This is a genomic window from Shewanella indica, assembly GCF_033842865.1.
GTDB classification, from domain to species: Bacteria; Pseudomonadota; Gammaproteobacteria; order Enterobacterales; family Shewanellaceae; genus Shewanella; species Shewanella indica.
This window is the reverse complement of the sequence record NZ_JAWXXR010000001.1, coordinates 1829839-1847047: the sequence shown is the minus strand read 5'-3', so window position 1 is coordinate 1847047 and position 17209 is coordinate 1829839. Positions and strand designations below refer to the sequence as shown.

General features: G+C 53.3%; 16 protein-coding genes. 6 read left to right on the top strand and 10 right to left on the bottom strand.

The window, feature by feature from the left end:
* Window positions 1–20: 20 nt before the first annotated feature.
* Window positions 21–962, top strand: coding sequence for an alpha/beta hydrolase (locus tag SIL79_RS08585; RefSeq protein WP_039035750.1), 942 nt, complete (start codon window positions 21–23; stop codon window positions 960–962).
* Window positions 963–1120: 158 nt separating this feature from the next.
* On the opposite strand, the gene SIL79_RS08580 is transcribed toward SIL79_RS08585, so the two are convergent.
* The 5 genes from SIL79_RS08580 to SIL79_RS08560 all read right to left on the bottom strand — a co-directional run bounded on the left by SIL79_RS08580 (window position 1121) and on the right by SIL79_RS08560 (window position 5768).
* Window positions 1121–1582, bottom strand: a complete 462-nt coding sequence (locus tag SIL79_RS08580; RefSeq protein ID WP_039034653.1) for a TlpA family protein disulfide reductase — start codon at window positions 1580–1582, stop codon at window positions 1121–1123.
* A gap of 2 nt (window positions 1583–1584) precedes the next feature.
* Entirely contained in the window at window positions 1585–3753 is a 2169-nt protein-coding gene (locus SIL79_RS08575) for a TonB-dependent receptor plug domain-containing protein (protein ID WP_319619147.1), read from the bottom strand.
* Between the two features lie 220 nt (window positions 3754–3973).
* Complete coding sequence (gene yjjG / locus SIL79_RS08570) at window positions 3974–4666, bottom strand: pyrimidine 5'-nucleotidase (protein ID WP_319619146.1); 693 nt, start codon at window positions 4664–4666, stop codon at window positions 3974–3976.
* Window positions 4667–4726: 60 nt separating this feature from the next.
* On the bottom strand, window positions 4727–5161 hold the full coding sequence (locus tag SIL79_RS08565) for a DMT family transporter (RefSeq protein WP_319619145.1): 435 nt from the start codon (window positions 5159–5161) through the stop codon (window positions 4727–4729).
* A 91-nt stretch (window positions 5162–5252) separates the two neighbouring features.
* The gene (locus SIL79_RS08560; RefSeq protein WP_243883852.1) at window positions 5253–5768 is read right to left on the bottom strand and encodes a DMT family transporter; all 516 of its coding nucleotides are present in this window, start codon (window positions 5766–5768) and stop codon (window positions 5253–5255) included.
* 173 nt (window positions 5769–5941) lie between these two features.
* On the opposite strand from SIL79_RS08560, the gene SIL79_RS08555 reads away from it, so the two are divergent.
* On the top strand, window positions 5942–6835 hold the full coding sequence (locus SIL79_RS08555) for a LysR family transcriptional regulator (protein ID WP_319619143.1): 894 nt from the start codon (window positions 5942–5944) through the stop codon (window positions 6833–6835).
* A 516-nt stretch (window positions 6836–7351) separates the two neighbouring features.
* On the opposite strand, the gene SIL79_RS08550 is transcribed toward SIL79_RS08555, so the two are convergent.
* A complete protein-coding gene (locus SIL79_RS08550; RefSeq protein WP_145839371.1) occupies window positions 7352–7837 on the bottom strand; it encodes a very short patch repair endonuclease in 486 nt (161 codons plus the stop codon).
* A 58-nt stretch (window positions 7838–7895) separates the two neighbouring features.
* Window positions 7896–8861 (bottom strand): HNH endonuclease, encoded by a 966-nt coding sequence (locus SIL79_RS08545; protein ID WP_319619142.1) that lies wholly within the window; start codon window positions 8859–8861, stop codon window positions 7896–7898.
* A 250-nt stretch (window positions 8862–9111) separates the two neighbouring features.
* Here SIL79_RS08545 and SIL79_RS08540 point away from each other — a divergent pair, with 250 nt between their 5' ends.
* Entirely contained in the window at window positions 9112–10212 is a 1101-nt protein-coding gene (locus tag SIL79_RS08540) for a DNA cytosine methyltransferase (RefSeq protein WP_319619141.1), read from the top strand.
* Between the two features lie 256 nt (window positions 10213–10468).
* Here SIL79_RS08540 and SIL79_RS08535 read toward each other — a convergent pair whose 3' ends face one another.
* From SIL79_RS08535 to SIL79_RS08525, 3 genes are all read right to left on the bottom strand, one after another.
* Window positions 10469–11533: a phosphotransferase enzyme family protein gene (locus tag SIL79_RS08535; RefSeq protein WP_162206603.1), complete on the bottom strand. Its 1065-nt coding sequence runs from the start codon at window positions 11531–11533 to the stop codon at window positions 10469–10471.
* The gene (locus tag SIL79_RS08530; protein WP_251767297.1) at window positions 11526–12461 is read right to left on the bottom strand and encodes an NTP transferase domain-containing protein; all 936 of its coding nucleotides are present in this window, start codon (window positions 12459–12461) and stop codon (window positions 11526–11528) included. The genes SIL79_RS08535 and SIL79_RS08530 overlap by 8 nt, the downstream gene beginning before the upstream one ends.
* Window positions 12462–12572: 111 nt before the next feature.
* Window positions 12573–13871 carry a hypothetical protein gene (locus tag SIL79_RS08525; RefSeq protein ID WP_144361423.1) on the bottom strand — a complete coding sequence of 433 codons (1299 nt, stop codon included), beginning with the start codon at window positions 13869–13871 and terminating at the stop codon, window positions 12573–12575.
* 223 nt (window positions 13872–14094) lie between these two features.
* Between SIL79_RS08525 and gmk the strand changes: the two genes are divergently transcribed.
* Genes gmk through spoT form a run of 3 tightly spaced genes read left to right on the top strand, consistent with a single transcriptional unit; the run spans window position 14095 to window position 17193 of the window.
* The gene (gene gmk, locus SIL79_RS08520) at window positions 14095–14718 is read left to right on the top strand and encodes a guanylate kinase (protein WP_039034660.1); all 624 of its coding nucleotides are present in this window, start codon (window positions 14095–14097) and stop codon (window positions 14716–14718) included.
* 59 nt (window positions 14719–14777) lie between these two features.
* Entirely contained in the window at window positions 14778–15059 is a 282-nt protein-coding gene (rpoZ, locus tag SIL79_RS08515) for a DNA-directed RNA polymerase subunit omega (protein WP_025010112.1), read from the top strand.
* Window positions 15060–15084: 25 nt separating this feature from the next.
* Window positions 15085–17193, top strand: coding sequence for a bifunctional GTP diphosphokinase/guanosine-3',5'-bis pyrophosphate 3'-pyrophosphohydrolase (spoT, locus tag SIL79_RS08510; protein ID WP_039034661.1), 2109 nt, complete (start codon window positions 15085–15087; stop codon window positions 17191–17193).
* Window positions 17194–17209 lie beyond the last annotated feature (16 nt).

The window sequence follows — 17209 nt, the reverse complement described above, 5'->3', positions numbered from 1 at the left end:
TTGCTGAATGGAGTACCCGTATGCCACTCAATCCCCAGGTTGAAACCTTCCTGCAGCAAACCTATGCCGCAGGCTTTACCCCCTATGAAGATCTGGCGCCCGAGGCCGGTCGTCATCAGGAACACAGCGATATTCCCCCGGCCAGGCCACCGGAAGAGATGGCCGCCGTTGAACACAGATTTATTCCCGGCCCTACCGCCGACCTGCCGGTTAGGATTTACCGCCCGAAACACAGCGAACAACCCCAGCCGGCGCTGATCTACTTTCACGGCAGCGGCTGGATGGTGTCCAACATTGAGATCAATGACCCCTTCAGCCGGGCACTGGCCAAGAATTGCGGCGTGGTGGTGATTGCCGTCAACTATCAAAAGGCGCCGGAGCACAAGTTCCCCATCCCCATGGATGACAGCTACGCGGCAACCCTGTGGGTGTTCAAACACGCCGAGAGACTGGGGCTGGATCCCAAGCGAATCGGTATCTTTGGCGACAGCGCCGGTGCCAATCTCGCCGCAGCGGTGGCATTGAGGTGCCGTGATGAAGACTCGGCAGATCTCGCCTGCCAGGTGCTGGTTTATCCGCCGGTGCAGTACGGCTGGCACACGGCCTCGGCCGAGAAATACGCCACAGGTTTTTTGCTGCACAAGGACAGCATGAAGTACTACTGGAACCACTATCTGCGCAGCCCGGCCGATGCCATTCATCCCTATTGCTCACCTTTGCTGGCAACCGACCACAGCAAGCTGCCTGCAACCTTGCTCTACTGCGCCGAATGCGATCCCCTGTGCGACGACAGCCGTCTGTACGCCGACAAGTTGGCGACTTCCGGCGTAGCCGTACACTATCAGCGCTACCCGGGCACGATTCACGGCTTTATCAAGATGTTGGGAGTGTTCGATCAGGCCGATGAATTCCAGCGCGATGTCGGCGCCCAAGTAAGAGAGCTGCTGGCGGTCAAGGATTAACGATTAAAGCACCTGAGTTTGACAGCCCTGAAATTGGGCACCCAAACAGCCACCAGACATCACCACCTCCATGGGAGGGGTTTAAGATTGACAACAAAATGCCCGGCTCGATGCCGGGCATTTTTATTTCGATGGGTTCAGGTTTGAATTTGGCTCACTCAGGCCGCCGGGCAGAGCTGCGCCTGCAGTTCGGCTTCCCCGGTCAAACCACGATAGCCCTTAATTAACCTGCCCTTGCTGTCCAGCAGCAACAAGATAGGGGTTGCCGGAATGCCGCCCATGTCTCTGACCAACTCCATTGGCGCTCTATAGGCCTCAAACGGAAAGTTGAGGCGAAACAGCGCCCGTTTCAGGGCCAGTTGATTACCATTGACGCCGAGCGCCACCGGCTGCAGATGACCTGGGCACTGCTGATGTAACTTTTTCAGCACCGCCGCCTGCTTGACACACCAGGGGCACTCGGGCTCAAAGAACATCAGCACAGCACTCTGGCCCTCGAGATGTGCCAGCGTCTGTTGTTCCTGCCCGCGAAGGGGCTGAAACTGATAGTCACGAGTCAGCTGTGAGGCCTGTAACGGCATGGCACACAGCAGCAATAATCCCAGGGCCAGGCGCTTCATAATCAGAACACCAGTTTCATGCCGGCATAGATCTCTCTGCCACGCAGCGGGCCATAGATGTAACCCACATCGAAGGCGCCTTCGGCGTCATAGAACAAGGGGCTTTCTTCGTCACCGGCCTGGGTGTAGTCAAACAGGTTGCTGACCCCGGTATAGAAAGACAGGTTGTCGTTGAACTGATAGCTGGCACGCAAGTCCAGGGTAAAGTAGGACGGCGCATCAGTACGTTTCTTCGAGTCGGGATCCACCTTACCGTTGGCATCCAGGCGGTTATAACCTTCATAGCCATACTGCGACAGATCGCGGCTGCCAATCCACACCAGGTTGGCGAAAAATTCCCAATCGTTGACATCCCAATCCACGCTCAGGGTCACTCGCTCCTCGATAGGTGCCACGGCATAGGAAGACTTGAATACCGAATCATAGTCGAAGTGCTCGCCGGTAAGGTTTACCGTCAGGTCATCGGTCAGACGATAACCCAGAGCGATGTCTGTGGTCACCACACTGGCCTTCTCATCCAACTGGGTCAGCAATGGGATCCCTTGGTCGTTGGTGGTCAACGCCGCCAGATGCTCGACTTCGGTCCAGGCCACAGAGGCGGTGGAGGTGAGTCTGTCACCTTCGTAGCTCAGGGCATAGTTCACCGAGTTGGAACGCTCCAGTTCATCGATGTCGATATCAAACCCCAGTGAACCATCCAGAATGCCGTGATCAGTCTCGAAGAAAGACAGCGGTGCCCGATAGCCACGACCGGCAGACAGACGCGAGGTCCACAGCTCATTATGACGCAGGCGAATATCGACTCTGGGCGAGAGTATCGACTCATCCAGCTCTGTGCCCGGTTTACTGGGGTCGGTAAAGTCGGCAGTGATGCTGTCATAACGCAGTGCCATGGCAACTTCGAGGTCATCGGTCACCTGCCAGGTATCCTGCAGGTACAGGCCCTTGACATCATAGTCAAAAGAGTCGGAGACATAGTCAGGGTTGGCGCTGCCGGCGCGGGAGTGAGAGCGCATCTCTTCGGTACGCAGATCGGCACCCAAGGTCAACAGATGGCTGTCGTTAAGTAGGTAGTTGAATCTGGCGTCGAAGAACCACATCTTGTCATCGGCGGTATAGTCAAACCCTTCGTAGAAGGAGTCCTGTTTGTGCTCGGCATAGCTTACCGCCAGGTGCATGTTCCAGTCGTCGTTGAATTCCTTCAGCCAGGCCAGCGATGCCTCGTTACGCTCTGTCTTGATCCATTCGGTAGTTTCCCAAGCCTTGCCGGTATAGGGATTACGGATATCACCATCTTCAAACAGCTGTTGCGGCTCACTGGGCTTATCATCAAAACCTGAGAGTACATTGCCTATGCTGGAGGCAGTGCCATCGGCAAAGCTGCTGCCCAGCATGGGGCCACCGAAGATCTCCGACTGAATATTAGCCATGCGCAGCACCAGATTATCAAAGTCGCCGATATCCTGGGAAATTCTGGCGGTTACGCTGCGGTTTTCCTGCAGTGGCGCCTCGTTGACCTTGTTGTCATCGGCGTCGAACTGATCTCTGTCGTCATACTGAGCCACCAGCGTTGCCCGGGTGCGGCCGTCTTCACTGACGCCCTTGCCGAGAAAGCCCACTTTGCGATAACCGTTTTCACCTGCGGCGACATCCAACTCGGCGCCGTTTTCGGTGGGCTCATAACTGATAATATTGATAGTACCGCCGATCGCCTCAGGGGCGATCAGTGAAGCACCGGCGCCGCGGGCCACTTCGATGCGTTCAATCCCGGTTGTGGGAATGGCATCGACGGCGTAATAACCGGAAATCATGGTATGCACCGGCAAACCATCCACCAGAATCGTGGTCTGCTCCCCTTTCATGCCGTTGAGCATGATGCGTTTTACACCGCACATGGAGCATTCGTTGGAGACTTTTACCCCGGGAGAGTTATCTATGGCTTCCGACAAATTAACGGCATTCTTGTTTTCTATGATGCTGGCGTCAACGACTTCCGTCTTCATTATAGTGTTGGCCAAAGTGCCGGCTTGCTCCAGCCGCTGCCTAACCCCTACCACACTCAAGCGTTCTATGTTTTCCGCTGCCGGATCCTGCGTTTTTTCTGCTTCTGCCGCCATCAAATGCGGGCTCAACAGGGCCGCCAATACAACTGCCAGATAAGTCGGTTTCACTCAGATATCTCCCAAAATCAACAAAGTTGCGTAATATTATACGAATGATAATGATTATCACTTGATGAAGATCATGTTTTTTAACAGTCGTTTTAAAGGTGTATCTACACCCCTTAAAAGTAGTAACTGGCGGGCGGCGGTTTTATCGGCTACGCAGAAATGCGCAAGGCCCGCATAGTGGCGGGCCTTCGATTTGACAATCTTGTAGTAGAAGCTGCGATCAATTACATAACTGTTTTTGCAGTTCACTCAATGAACGTACCTCGATATGAGGCGTTATCCCTTCGGGAGCCGCCTCGCCTTTCACATTGAGCCAACAGGTATCCAGACCGGCCTTAAGGCCACCAAGAATATCCGAATGAGGGTTGTCACCCACCATCAATACCCGCTTACGCTCGGGTTGCTGCATCTTGGTCAGCGCATGTTCGAAAATACCCGGATCCGGCTTGGCCAGACCAACCTCTTCTGAAATCACCAACAGTTCAAAGTGTTCGGCAAAGCCGGTCTTTTGCAACCGCACCTGCTGCAGCTCGGTAAAACCATTGGTGATAATCCCCAACCTGGCACGCCCCTTGAGGCTATCAAGCAGTTCAGCAGCCCCGGGAAGTGGCTCACAGATATCGGCCATTGCCGTCATAAAGGCGCTATTGAGTTCAAAAGGTGTGCGCCCGAGACGTTTGGCCCAATGACTGAAACGGGTCAGTTGCAACTCGCTGGCGCTAATCTTGCCGTCCTGATAGGCCACCCACAGCGGCATATTGGTTTGCTGATACTCGGCATAGTCGGCATCGCTGAAATCCACCCCATGACGGGAGAACATCAGCTTGAGCCCCCGCGGCGCATCGAACTGAAACAGGGTTTCATCGGCATCGAACAATACCCACTGATAAGCCTGACTGTTAGAGTACGGCATGCTTCTCTCCTGTTTCTCCATTCTTCTTTAAACCCAAAACCATAACCCGAAAACACAGTGTTATGCAGGACACAAGCTGCGGATTTTACGCTCTGGTGTCGGCGGCGTCCAACCCGCTGCCGCCAGGCGGGTTTGCGCCTTGGCCGCCAGGCGCTGCAGTATCACACCAGCCAGGATCAGCGCCGCCCCCAGCCAGGCCTGCCAGCCCAACTCACGGGAAAGGCTGTCGAGCCAGACACCGGTCAGCATCTGTCCGGAAATCACCAACAGGGCACAGGCCATGGCACCAAGCCTGGCCAGAGCCCAGCTGCTGGTCGCGACAAACAAGGCGCCTATCACGCCGCCGAGCCAAGTGTAAGCCGGCGTAGCCTGCAGCTGCCATACTGTGCCGCCCTGAAACAGGGTATAAACCGCCAATACCAAGGTCAGCAGTAAAAAACCCAATAGGTGGTTCAGCAACGATGCCTGCAGCGCCTTTATTTGCCGCCAGTGCACCGTTAAAACTGCGGCTCAGGCTGACCATGACGCCGTTGGCCAGCGCCAACAACAAAAACAGTGACAACATCATCTTATCCCCAGGTAAAAATTAAGCGTGAGCGGAAAATATCAGCAACAGCGCCCCGGCCAGTACCAGCAGTAATGCCGGCCACTCGAGTGGATGCAGTTGCCGCTTTGGCAACAACCACCAGCCTCGAGAATCACTGATGGCGCCGAACAGTAACTGCCCCAGCAGCAGAAATGCCAGGGTTCCGCCCAGCCCCAGGGGAGAGTTGACACAGATGGCCGCCAGAATCACGGTCATGGCGCCGGGCAGACCGCCAAGCCAGGCCCAAAGTGGCAAGGTGCGCTTTGGCTGCTTATTCTGCTCAGGCCCCCCTGGCGATGGGGCTGCCTTTCGCCTTCCCATAAATAGCCATAACAACAGGGCGGTCAACGCCCCGGTACCATGGGCTATCCAGGAAGCCAGCAGGGGTGAGCCGGCCGAGGCCAACTGGCTGTTAAGCTGGATCATCAGCGCCAGTAAGCCACCGGCAACGAATGCCACCAGAGCGGCTCCCCAGGATAGCGGCATATTGGATTCTCGGTTGCGGCTGCCTTGCATCTCTCTTCTCCGGCGTGTGCGAATCAATCTTGGCCAGCCAATGGCGGGCATTATTCGGGCTCGGCAGGGCGTCTGTCGCCGTCCTTCAAGCAGACGCCACTCTACATTGTTTTGCCATTTAGGATAATTACCGATAATGTCGCAATACAGTTTCCAAAAACTCAACTATCAAGATGGATCACTTCAATGCCCTGCCGGTGTTTGTCGCTGTGGTGGAGTCCGGCAGCTTCTCGGCCGCTGCCAAGCAGCTCGGCAGCAGTAAGTCGGCGATCAGCAAGCGGATAAGCCAGCTCGAAACACGCCTCGGGGTGCAACTCCTGTACCGCACCACACGTTCGCTCAGCCTGACGGAAGCAGGCGAGCGCTACTATGACTCTGTGCGTCATGCGGTGCGTTTCGCCAGGGAGGCGGAAGACGTCATAGGCGAGCTGCAACACAGCCCCAAGGGGTTGCTGAGAATGTCTGTGCCCATGGTGTATGGCCGCCGCTATGTGGCGCCGCTGATGGCTGAATTTCTGCAGCGTTTTCCTGATATTCGCCTGCAACTTGAGTTGAGCGACAGCCATACCGATCTGATTGCCGAAGGTTTTGATCTGGCGCTGCGCATTGGTGAACTGGCAGATTCCAGCCTGGTCGCCAAGCGCATCGCGCCATGCGAGAGCTTCCTGGTGGCCTCTCCCGAGTACCTAAAGCGCCATGGCACGCCGCAAACGCCGGAGCAACTCGGCCAACACAACTGTTTGTTCTATTCGCTGTTTCGCGGTGGCAGCGAATGGCGCTTTCAAGGCCCCCAGCAGCAATCGGGCGGCGAAGTCAGAATCGAGCCCAAAGGCAACTTCGAGGTCAATAACAGCGATGCGATTCACAGCGCGATTCTCCAAGGCCTGGGGATAGCCAACATGCCGGACTTTATTGTAAGAGGCGATATCGCCAAGGGCCGCCTGGTCGCCCTGATGCCCGAGTATCGGCTGCCCCAACACGCTATTTACTGCGTCTACCCCAGGCGCAAGCACCTGCCGGCCAAGGTCAGCGCCATGATAGATTTTTTAACCGCGAAGCTACCGTGATGGCAGCATGAAAGGCAGTGGCCTTGCCCGAGGTGCAGGTGACGAATTCACGAGCAGCGTCCAGCTTGCCCTTGGCTGTGATGTGAGGAAGGGGAAAGTTTCGGCCTGAACATTTGGATTAAAAAAGCAGGCATCAGCCTGCTTCTTCATGGTATTACTCAGTCGCTCAACCGGGGCCAGGTCCTGCACTACCTGTAATGGGAGTTCCATTTCCAGTCCTTGTTCTCATGCCCGCCGCCAACGAATGAGGGGCAGACAAAGACGTCCTATCCTATTGGGCTAAAGACAATAGCCCTTCAAATTCAAGTGCGAAATTCTGCCTGAATTAGACTTGAAAAGAAATTGCCTTTACCCGAATGACAAGAGTTTTAGATAAGCATTTGATCTTAAGCACAGCAAAGGAAGGTGCGAACACTTGCCGACCCATGTCAACGTCATGATCGACTTTTTGCAGTAAAGAACAGGGGAAAATGTGTGAAGAAAACAACCAGGATTGAGAGGGTTTTGAAGCCAAAATCAGGATTTTTGTACTGTTTCAACAGGAGGTATTTCAAGATAATGGATATCTGAATGTAACCACTGAATAACTGTCTGAATGACTTCGGCTTCGGGCCGCCTTTCCTTACCCTTGATAGCACACTCCCACAGCACCAGAACCCGCCAACCGAGCTCACGCAGCTTGTCCTGTGCCGCCAAGTCCCTGGCTCTGTTGCCCAAGAGTTTGCTCCGCCACCACTCAGGCCCTCTATTTTGAATGGACGATGATCTGGGAAATTGAAAATAACGGCACTGATGCATATGCCAGAAACAGCCATTAACCAAAATAATGGCGTGATACTTGGGCAAGACCAGATCCGGCTTTCCCGGCAAGCGTTTTTCATGCAAACGAAAGCGGTATCCCAATGCGTGGAGCCGCTTTCTCAGCCACATCTCAGGGCGAGTATCACCGCCCTTGATGCGGGACATTTGTTGGCTTTTGCTCTCTGCTCCTTTGCCAATCATTCAAACTTGAAAACACCGTCTAGTAACATTTTAGTATTCTTAACTCCTGAACCTCATATCAGCTTAATAATGCTCTAAGTTCAGACTCAGAAATCCTGTTAGCATGGACTTCATCATGGCAAACATTGCAAAGTGTAATCAAGTTCTCCACGATGTTCTTTCCCCCCAAAACATGATGGATGAGATGATGAAGCTCTAACATACTGCGTTTATCTGCCGGATGCATTCTAGATAAATTCCACCCACAACACTTACATGAGAACTGATCTCTTTCTAGGACTTTGACCCTCACCGAATCAGGGATTTTTCGGTCATGGGCCTCTGCTTGCTCATCAGTTGCAAGAACGTATACTCCAACAGGTAAATGCGCCGCACCCGATGCTTTGGTAAGAATTTGCCAACCGTCCTCGGTCCTCAACTCACGTACCCGCCTTGCCCATTCAGACTTATCGGATGCCAAGTACTGAAGCTCTTCACCGGAGACCTGTTTCCCAACATTTTCTTTTAAGTATTTCAAAAGCTTATCTTTTACAGAAGTTTTTTCCTTTCTTATCTGGTTCGCTGTATTCCATCTATAAGCCGCATCACGGTCTTGCTTGTCCTCGAGTAAAAAGTAATTATCAGTTTTGATATCAGAATCCTTCAAGCCCCATACATGACCGTCCTCGGCAATAATATTCTTAAGAGATTTCCCACTGATTATTGGCCATCCAGATTCCACTCGAAGCTCTCTAATGCGCCTCGGGTACTCACTAATCCCCGCCACAATCGAAAGCTCCGAACCAGCGATTAAGGTCTGAGGGTACTGCCTCATATAAACCAGGATTCTTTCTCTTGCAGAATTCGCCTTCTCATCTTTTATTAGTGAACTGCCGAGGTCACGAAACGTTTCAGTAACTGGCAGCAAGGCCAGTACCTGTTCTCGTAACTCACCCGTTACAAGTACGTTTTGAAAATTTGTAAGGAGATTCACCGCTTTCGCCCTAAGCGTTTCCGCCTCCTTTCGTGTAGAACGCCTCGCCATGCTTACCACCTTTGACTTCTTAAGTTTTGTAGAGGTTTGATATCGTGTGGAAAAGTTTTAACCATGCCGGATAAAGCATCACTAATCCAGCCTACAATTTCAATCTTGTCTCAGTAAAAAATCATCATATATCACCTTATAGAGAGTCTCTCTAATTAAAATGCATGTATAAACATACAGCACTTTCTGCTTGGGCAACGGCTTAAGCTGGGGTAAAATGTCAGCCATAGTTTCAAAGGACATACTAGAAATGAGCGTTAAGGTTATCGATTTATTTTGTGGTGCTGGCGGCTTAAGCGCCGGTTTTTTATGCAGAAGTGACATTGATTACGAATGTGTGTTAGCTATCGATAACAATCAACATGCTGTAAACACCTACAACGCTAACTTTCCCGGAAACCACTGCATAGCCGTCAACATTGAAGAATGGCTGGAAAAGCAAGCCAGCATTCCAAATGCAGATATTGTTATCGGTGGGCCACCTTGTCAGGGCTTTAGTCTTCTCAATAAAAAGCGAGAGGGTGACTCAAGACGTGCTCTTTGGGAGCCATACTTGGATATAGTAGTCCGATCCGGAGCAAAAATGTTCATAATGGAAAACGTCCCCGGACTATTGAAGAGTGATGAATTCCAAGATATTAAAAAAAGAGCAAAATCTGAAGGCTTCTATTTGCATTATGATGTCTTAAATACTGCAGACTATGGCGTCCCCCAAACGCGAAAGCGGGCTATTGTAATCGGGTATAACTCTACGTATTTTTCCGAATCAACTCTACCGGACTTTCCACCAAAACCCAGTCATTCAGCGACCCCTAATTCTGATCCAAACCTACAGAAATGGGAAAATGTGCGCTCAGTGATTGCTGATTTGGATGAGCCGTACGGGACACAAATTAGAGATACAGATCCTCCGTACGATCTACATTTCGGACGTACCCCAACTTTAACAAGTCTCAAACGGTATCAAGCAGTACCTCCCGGGGGAAATCGCTTTGACTTAATGAAAAATGCACCAGAGATTACTCCAAAATGTTGGCTCAATAAACCTTCAGGAGGTACTGATCTTTTCGGAAGGCTATGGTGGGATAGGCCATCAGTCACCATTCGAACTGAGTTTTTTAAACCTGAGAAAGGACGATATCTGCATCCCGAAAAGCACAGGCCTATTACACACCGTGAAGCAGCACGAATAATGACATTTCCCGACTCATTCAAATTCAGAGGCTCAAAAATTGAAATTGCCAAGCAGATAGGTAACGCCGTTCCAGTTAATTTTGCCAAAGCTATAGCTATATATGCATATGACGCTCTAAGAGGCGTATGTGAAGATGCAATACAGTCTGAAATATAAGATTTGTTAACTCCCGTTATGAAGGAAGCTATAACTTACTTCTACCTACAGTGAGTTTTCTGTCAAGCACCTCAAGATTCCAAGGAGGTATTCATCAAAGCTGGCAATGACTGCAGACATATTATCAATAAACTATGTTACGTATTAGCGGTATATAGCGCAGACTAAGGTAAGTTCGATGGTTTGGTGCCGACATATGAATTGAAAAAATGCGGCACCAATAAGCCAGACTACTCCTTTAAACCAAGCGGAGCCCTCAAACTAAACACGCCTTTAGGGCCTCGCTCTGCTGCAATAAGCTGAGATAGAGGGTGAACTGGTTGGCGGCTCTGTCCAGGTTGTGACCTTCGCGATGGATATGAAAATACTTATCCCCCAACAGATAGTCGGTAAGGAAACGCACACCTATCATAAGACAAATGACTCTGGCGCCCAGCCATAGACTCTGGCGCTCCAGTGGCGTCAACACCTCGCCCAGCTCTGCCAGGTAACCCCGGCAGATGGCGGCAAACACTTCGGGCCTGACTCTGACCTTATCGAGTGCGGTGGAGTCTTCGGCCTCGGGCGAGCAGAAGGTGCGCACCATGTCGCCGAAGTCATACATCAGGAAACCCTTCATGCAGGTGTCGAGATCTATGATGGCCATGCTGGACATATCACGCTTGTCGAACAGCATATTGTTGATCTTGGTGTCGTTGTGGCAAATCCGCAGCGGCAAACCGGCACAGGTATCTTCAAGCTCCGCAAGCAACGATTGCTGGGACAAAGCCAACTCGGCCCACTGCCGACAGTGCTGCAGGCGCCCAAGCGGGTCCTCGGCAACCGCCTTGGAAAGTGCTTCGATTCTGCCTGGCAGATGATGAAACTTGGGGATCACATCTTCCAGTTCATGGGGGTCTACTTGGCTCAGGGCGCGCGCGAAATGGCCAAAGGCACGCGCCGCCTGTTCGGCCTCGGCCTCAGAGCGCACCACTTCGATGCTCTGACTGAAAGGCAGATAACTGATGGCGCGCCAGAATCCCTGTTCACCGAGATCCACCGCCAACTGCTGCTCGCGGGTCATCACAGGCCTTATCAGCTGCAGTTGATAGCCGCCTTCAGCAGCACACTGACTCAAATGCTCGCTGACCTTGGCTGCATTGTTAACCAAGGCGTTGGGCGCACGGAATACTTGAGTGTTGATCTTTTGCAGCACAAGTTCATCATCGGAGCTGCGGATCAGAAAGGTGTCGTTGATATGACCATTACCCAGCGGGCTGATTTTGGCATTGTCAGGGATCCCGAAATGAGGCAGCACCTGCTGCCGAATAAGTTCAAGCACCCATTAACTCCTGTAATTGCTGTTTCACCCGGGCGGCATCCTGGGGATATGTCACTCCCAACCAGGCCTCGCGGGCGGTTTCCACCCTGACACTGCGGGTGGCAAGGTTTTGCTGTTGCTGACACGGCTCTAGGTCTGGCTGCTCAATTGCATTTTGCACTATCGCAGGCAGATAACACTCGGCTTTAAGGTCATCACCATGGGTTGCCAAAAAGCGTCTGAGCCCTTGCTCCAGTGCGGTAAATATATTCGCCGAAAAGCCCCAGCAGGTCATGGATACCAAGGCATCGGCGACTATCGGCCGGCGTTCACCCTGAAGCTCTCCCTCAAGGCCATGGGTGCCTGGACGAATATCGAGCCACTCCTGCACCGAAGTCAGGTAACCCTTCCCATTGACCTCACACAGGCCACGATTCACCCCGCCATGCTCGGACAAGGTCAGTCCCAGCGGCCAGGCCACCAGCATCCATTCATTGGGATATTGCCTAAGCCCTTCGGCCAACTGCACAAAGGCATGATCGCCATAATAATCATCTGCGGTGATCACTGCCATGGGGCCATCGACCAGATGCCTGGCACTCCAGAGGGCATGCGCCGTGCCCCAGGGTTTTTGCCTGTTACTGTGGCGCTTTGTGATATCCCCTGTCTGCCTTGCCGATACCGGCTGTGGCAGATCGTCCAGCGTCTGATAACAAAGATGCCACTCAAACCCGGAAGGCAGGAAGTCGCTTAACTGGCGACGGATCTCGCTTTCAAGCTCAGGACGGATAACCAGCACCGCACGGGTAAACCCTGCCTTGATGGCCGAGCGTAACGCCAATTGCAGCATGGTTTCCCCATTGGGCCCCAATGCCGCCAACTGTTTATCACCGCCAAAACGGCTTCCCAGCCCGGCGGCCATAATCACCAGAGTTAATTTTGTATCCATAAACTGTCGAATATGCCGCGAAGAAAGCCGAGCCGAAAGAAGCGAGGCAGTATAACAGAATCACAGCTCTGATGAATCAAAGCTGTGGTTAACCGTACGCCAATATACACCCTATTCAATAAACTGCCGAAAGGCCGGAACAGAACCCAATGCCGCCTGACTGCCCTTGAGGCTGAAGTCATAACCGCAGAGCTTAACCGAGCCCCGCCGCGCCATATCCTGAACAATCACCTGACTGTCCAGAGGGCTGAAGGCCGCTTCTACCTTGCCGTTATCGCCGATAACGACCGACATGGGACGGTAGCCAGTGCCATTGTTAAACACCAGCTCGGCGCAGCGGCGATCGCCCTTGGCGGTAGCCAGATCCCACAAGGGGCCTGGGGCGTCAGTATCACCAAGCCAGCTCATACGCAGCAAGTCACCATCGAGCGATAGACTGAAGCTGTCCGGCAGGCGCACTGTCACCCTGTCGGAGGTTTCGGCCACAATCTCTGTCGTCTCATCACGGCCTGATGCGTCATTAGGCTCAGCCTGGGGCCACAGCAGCCATATGATCAATCCCAAGCCAAGTAGCGCTGTGACCAGAGCGGCTATGGCAAAGCCCTTACGCTGGGCGGCCGAAAAGCCGCCAAGCCGCTGCCAAAGTTGCATTACGGCATCGCGCCAGGAGAGCAGCAATACCGACAAAGAGCCGGTGCGGTCGACCTCATCATCAAACCCAGACTCAGCGCTATTGACCTTATGCCGGGCTTGCTTATCTGTATGCCAGCCAGGCTCTGTATTTATCTCGGAGGCATCGCCATCACTCGGCGCCGAGTCAAAATAACGGCTGCGGCCAGGTCCATAGGAGATGGCATCATGACTGAGGTCATGGACGGCGTTATACTCAGCAGCGCCGCGCTCGGCAGCATACCCAGGCGCAAGTTCAGGTTCAGGTTCAAGAACTGAAGCGCCGCCCAGGGTTGGCTCGACCCTTCTTATCTTGTTTTTGCGCTCAGCGCTCAAAGGCACAGGGCCACAGTATCCCTGCACATAGTCTCGCTGGCTGCGGGCGCCGCGGCCGCGATTCCCTCCAGGCAACAGTGCCAAACCTGTATGCAGCGCCAAAGCCAGTACCAGGGCTCCTATCAGGTAACTGCCTTCCTGGCCGCTACCTAAGGTCAACAACAGAATAAGCCAAGGCAGCAGAGCTATCAGTGACAACCAGGGATTAAGGCCACCGTCACCCAGGCGACGACGACAACTGAGCAGTAATACCGGTGCCAGCAAAATCCCGGGTAACCAGATGAAACTACCGCCACCGGAAAGTAGCCCCAACACGAGTAGTAAAAAATAAACGGCGCCACTGATGGCCGCATGTCGCAGACCATTGTCGTAACCCTGAATACAGATGAGCGATTTATACAGCACAGAACCCCTTAAAAAATCGGCCGACTTATTGATGGCAGACTAACGAATTTGATGGCAATTGTCAGCGCCACTGGCATGGCAGCGTTGCCTGCCTATATAATAGCTGCCCTTAAGGAAGCTGCCTTGAACTCCTGTTCAATCCAGAATAACGGCAGACCAGAGTTCGTAGCTTCCCTCATTAATCACCGATTTTTTGCAACCAAAGACTTGGAACCCAAATATTATGAGCGCACGCGGAAACCTCTTTATTGTCTCGGCCCCCAGTGGAGCGGGCAAATCGTCACTGATTGCAGCCCTGCTGGCCAATAAACCGGCCGACAAACAAGTTTCCGTATCGCACACCACCCGCCAGCCCCGCCCGGGTGAGGTTAACGGCCAACACTATCATTATGTGTCGGTGGAGGAGTTCAAGGCGCTGATTGCCGAAGAAGCCTTCTTCGAGTGGGCCGAAGTCTTCGGTAACTTTTATGGCACTTCCCGCAAGGTCATTGAAGAAACGCTTGAACGGGGCATAGATGTGTTCCTGGATATCGACTGGCAGGGTGCCCAGCAAGTGAAGAAACTGATGCCCGAGGCCATCGGCATCTTTATTCTGCCACCGTCCCGCGAAGAGCTGGAGCGCCGCTTGACCGGTCGCGGTCAGGACAGCAGCGAAGTCATCGCCTCCCGCATGGCACAGGCAGTATCAGAAATGTCGCACTATAAAGAGTATGATTTCATCATAGTCAACGACGATTTTGAGACTGCACTGGGGGATCTGAGCGCGATCATTCGCTCACAACGCCTGACTCGTGCTAGTCAAATTAATACTCACAATGATATGCTTAAGGGTCTGTTGGCAGATTAATTGCCTTCGTGTACAATTTTGCGTCATTTTTTCCATTCAAATCACTGGAGTTTCAACACATGGCTCGCGTTACTGTAGAAGACGCCGTTAAACAAATCGGCAACCGTTTTGATATGATCATGGTTGCGGCGCGTCGTGCCCGTCAGATCGCCGTCCAGGGTAAAGATCCTTTGGTTGAAGAGCAAAACGACAAACCCACTGTTATCGCACTGCGCGAAATCGAACAGGGACTGGTTAACTCAGCGACTCTGGATGCCGATGAGCGTCAGAGCGTACGTGAGCGCGAAGCAGCTGAAATTGCTGCCGTGGCAGCGATTGCAGAAGGTAACTCTTCACTCTAAGGCACATTCTTAGGAGAACAGCCACTTGTATCTGTTTGAAGGTCTCAAGGAGTCTGCCGCCAGTTATCTGGAGCCGGAGCAGGTAGAATTACTCAAGCAGGCCTATCAGGTGGCGCGTGATGCCCATGAAGGGCAGATGCGTACCAGTGGCGAACCCTATATTACCCATCCGGTTGCGGTTGCCCGCATCCTGGCCGAAATGCGTCTCGACCATGAGACGCTGATGGCCGCCCTGCTGCACGACACCATAGAAGACACCCAAGTTACCCATCAGGATCTGGCCGAACTGTTCGGCACCTCGGTGGCGGAACTGGTGGAAGGTGTCTCCAAGCTCGACAAGATCAAATTCCGCGACAAGAAAGAGGCCCAGGCGGAAAACTTCCGCAAGATGATGATGGCCATGACCCAGGATATCCGGGTGATCCTCATCAAACTGGCCGACCGCACCCACAATATGCGCACCCTGGGCGCCCTGCGGCCGGACAAACGTCGCCGCATTGCCCGCGAAACCCTGGAAATTTACGCCCCCATCGCCAACCGTCTGGGTATTCACAATATCAAGACAGAGTTGGAAGATCTCGGTTTTCAGGCCTATTACCCTATGCGCTATCGGGTACTCAAAGAGGTGGTTCGTGCCGCCCGCGGTAACCGCAAGGAACTGATCCAAAGCATAGAAACCGCCATTCGTACCCGCCTGGAAGATGTGGGTATCAAGGGTAAGGTCAAGGGCAGGGAAAAGAACCTCTATTCCATCTACAACAAGATGCGCAGCAAAGAGCTGCAATTCCAAGAAGTGATGGATATCTATGCCTTCCGCTTGATAGTGGACTCCATAGACACCTGTTATCGGGTGCTCGGGGTGATGCACGGCCTCTACAAGCCGCGTCCGGGCAGGTTCAAAGACTATATCGCCATTCCCAAGGCCAACGGCTATCAGTCGTTGCATACCTCGCTGTTTGGTCCCCATGCGGTCCCGGTGGAAATTCAGATCCGTACCGAAGACATGGACCAGATGGCCGATAAAGGGGTTGCGGCCCACTGGATGTACAAGAGTGGCCAGACCGGCGCCTCGGGTACCACTACCCAGCTGCGCGCCCGCAAATGGATGCAAAGCCTGCTGGAACTGCAGCAGAGTGCTTCCACCTCGTTTGAATTTGTTGAAAACGTCAAGACAGAGCTGTTCCCGGAAGAGATCTATGTATTCACTCCCGAGGGCCGCATTCTGGAACTGCCGGTAGGCGCCACCGCAGTGGACTTCGCCTATGAGGTACACACAGATGTGGGCAACACCTGTGTCGGCGCCCGGGTCAACCGCCAGGCCTACCCCTTGAGTCAGCCGCTGATTTCCGGGCAAACGGTCGAGATCATCACCGCCAAGGGCGCCCGCCCCAACGCCGCCTGGCTCAACTTCGTGGTTACCGGCAAGGCCCGCGCCAAAATCCGTCAGGTGCTCAAGAACCTCAAGCAGGACGAAGCCAGCACCCTGGGTAGGCGTCTGCTGAACCATGCGCTGGGCGAAACCAAGCTGGAACAGATAGATCCGGCGCAGATAGACAAGGTAGTCAAAGACACCAAACACGCCGATCTGCAATCACTGCTGGCCGACATAGGTCTCGGCAATGCCATGAGCATAGTCATAGCCCAACGCCTCAAGGGCGACAAGATAGAGCCGCAGAAACAGCATGATGAGCACAAGCTGATGCCGATCCGCGGCGCCGAAGGCATGCTGGTTACCTTCGCCAACTGCTGCCGCCCCATTCCTGGGGATGCCGTGATTGCTCACGTAAGCCCAGGCAAGGGCCTGGTGGTGCACATGGAAAACTGCGCCAACATCCGCGGCTATCAGGGCGAGCCGGACAAGTATATTCCGGTGCAATGGGATGCCGTCGATGGGGTCGAATTCCAGGCCAACCTGAGGGTCGAAATCGTCAACCATCAGGGCGCGTTGGCGAAGATCACCAATATCATTGCCGCCGAAGGCTCCAATATTCACAATCTCAGCACCGAAGAGCGCGATGGCCGCGTCTATCTGATCAACCTGCGCATCTCGGTTCGCGACCGGATCCACATGGCAAATGTTATGCGCCGAATCAGGGTACTGCCCGAGGTTCTGCGTACATCCCGTAACCGTTGATAACAGAAAAAGAGAG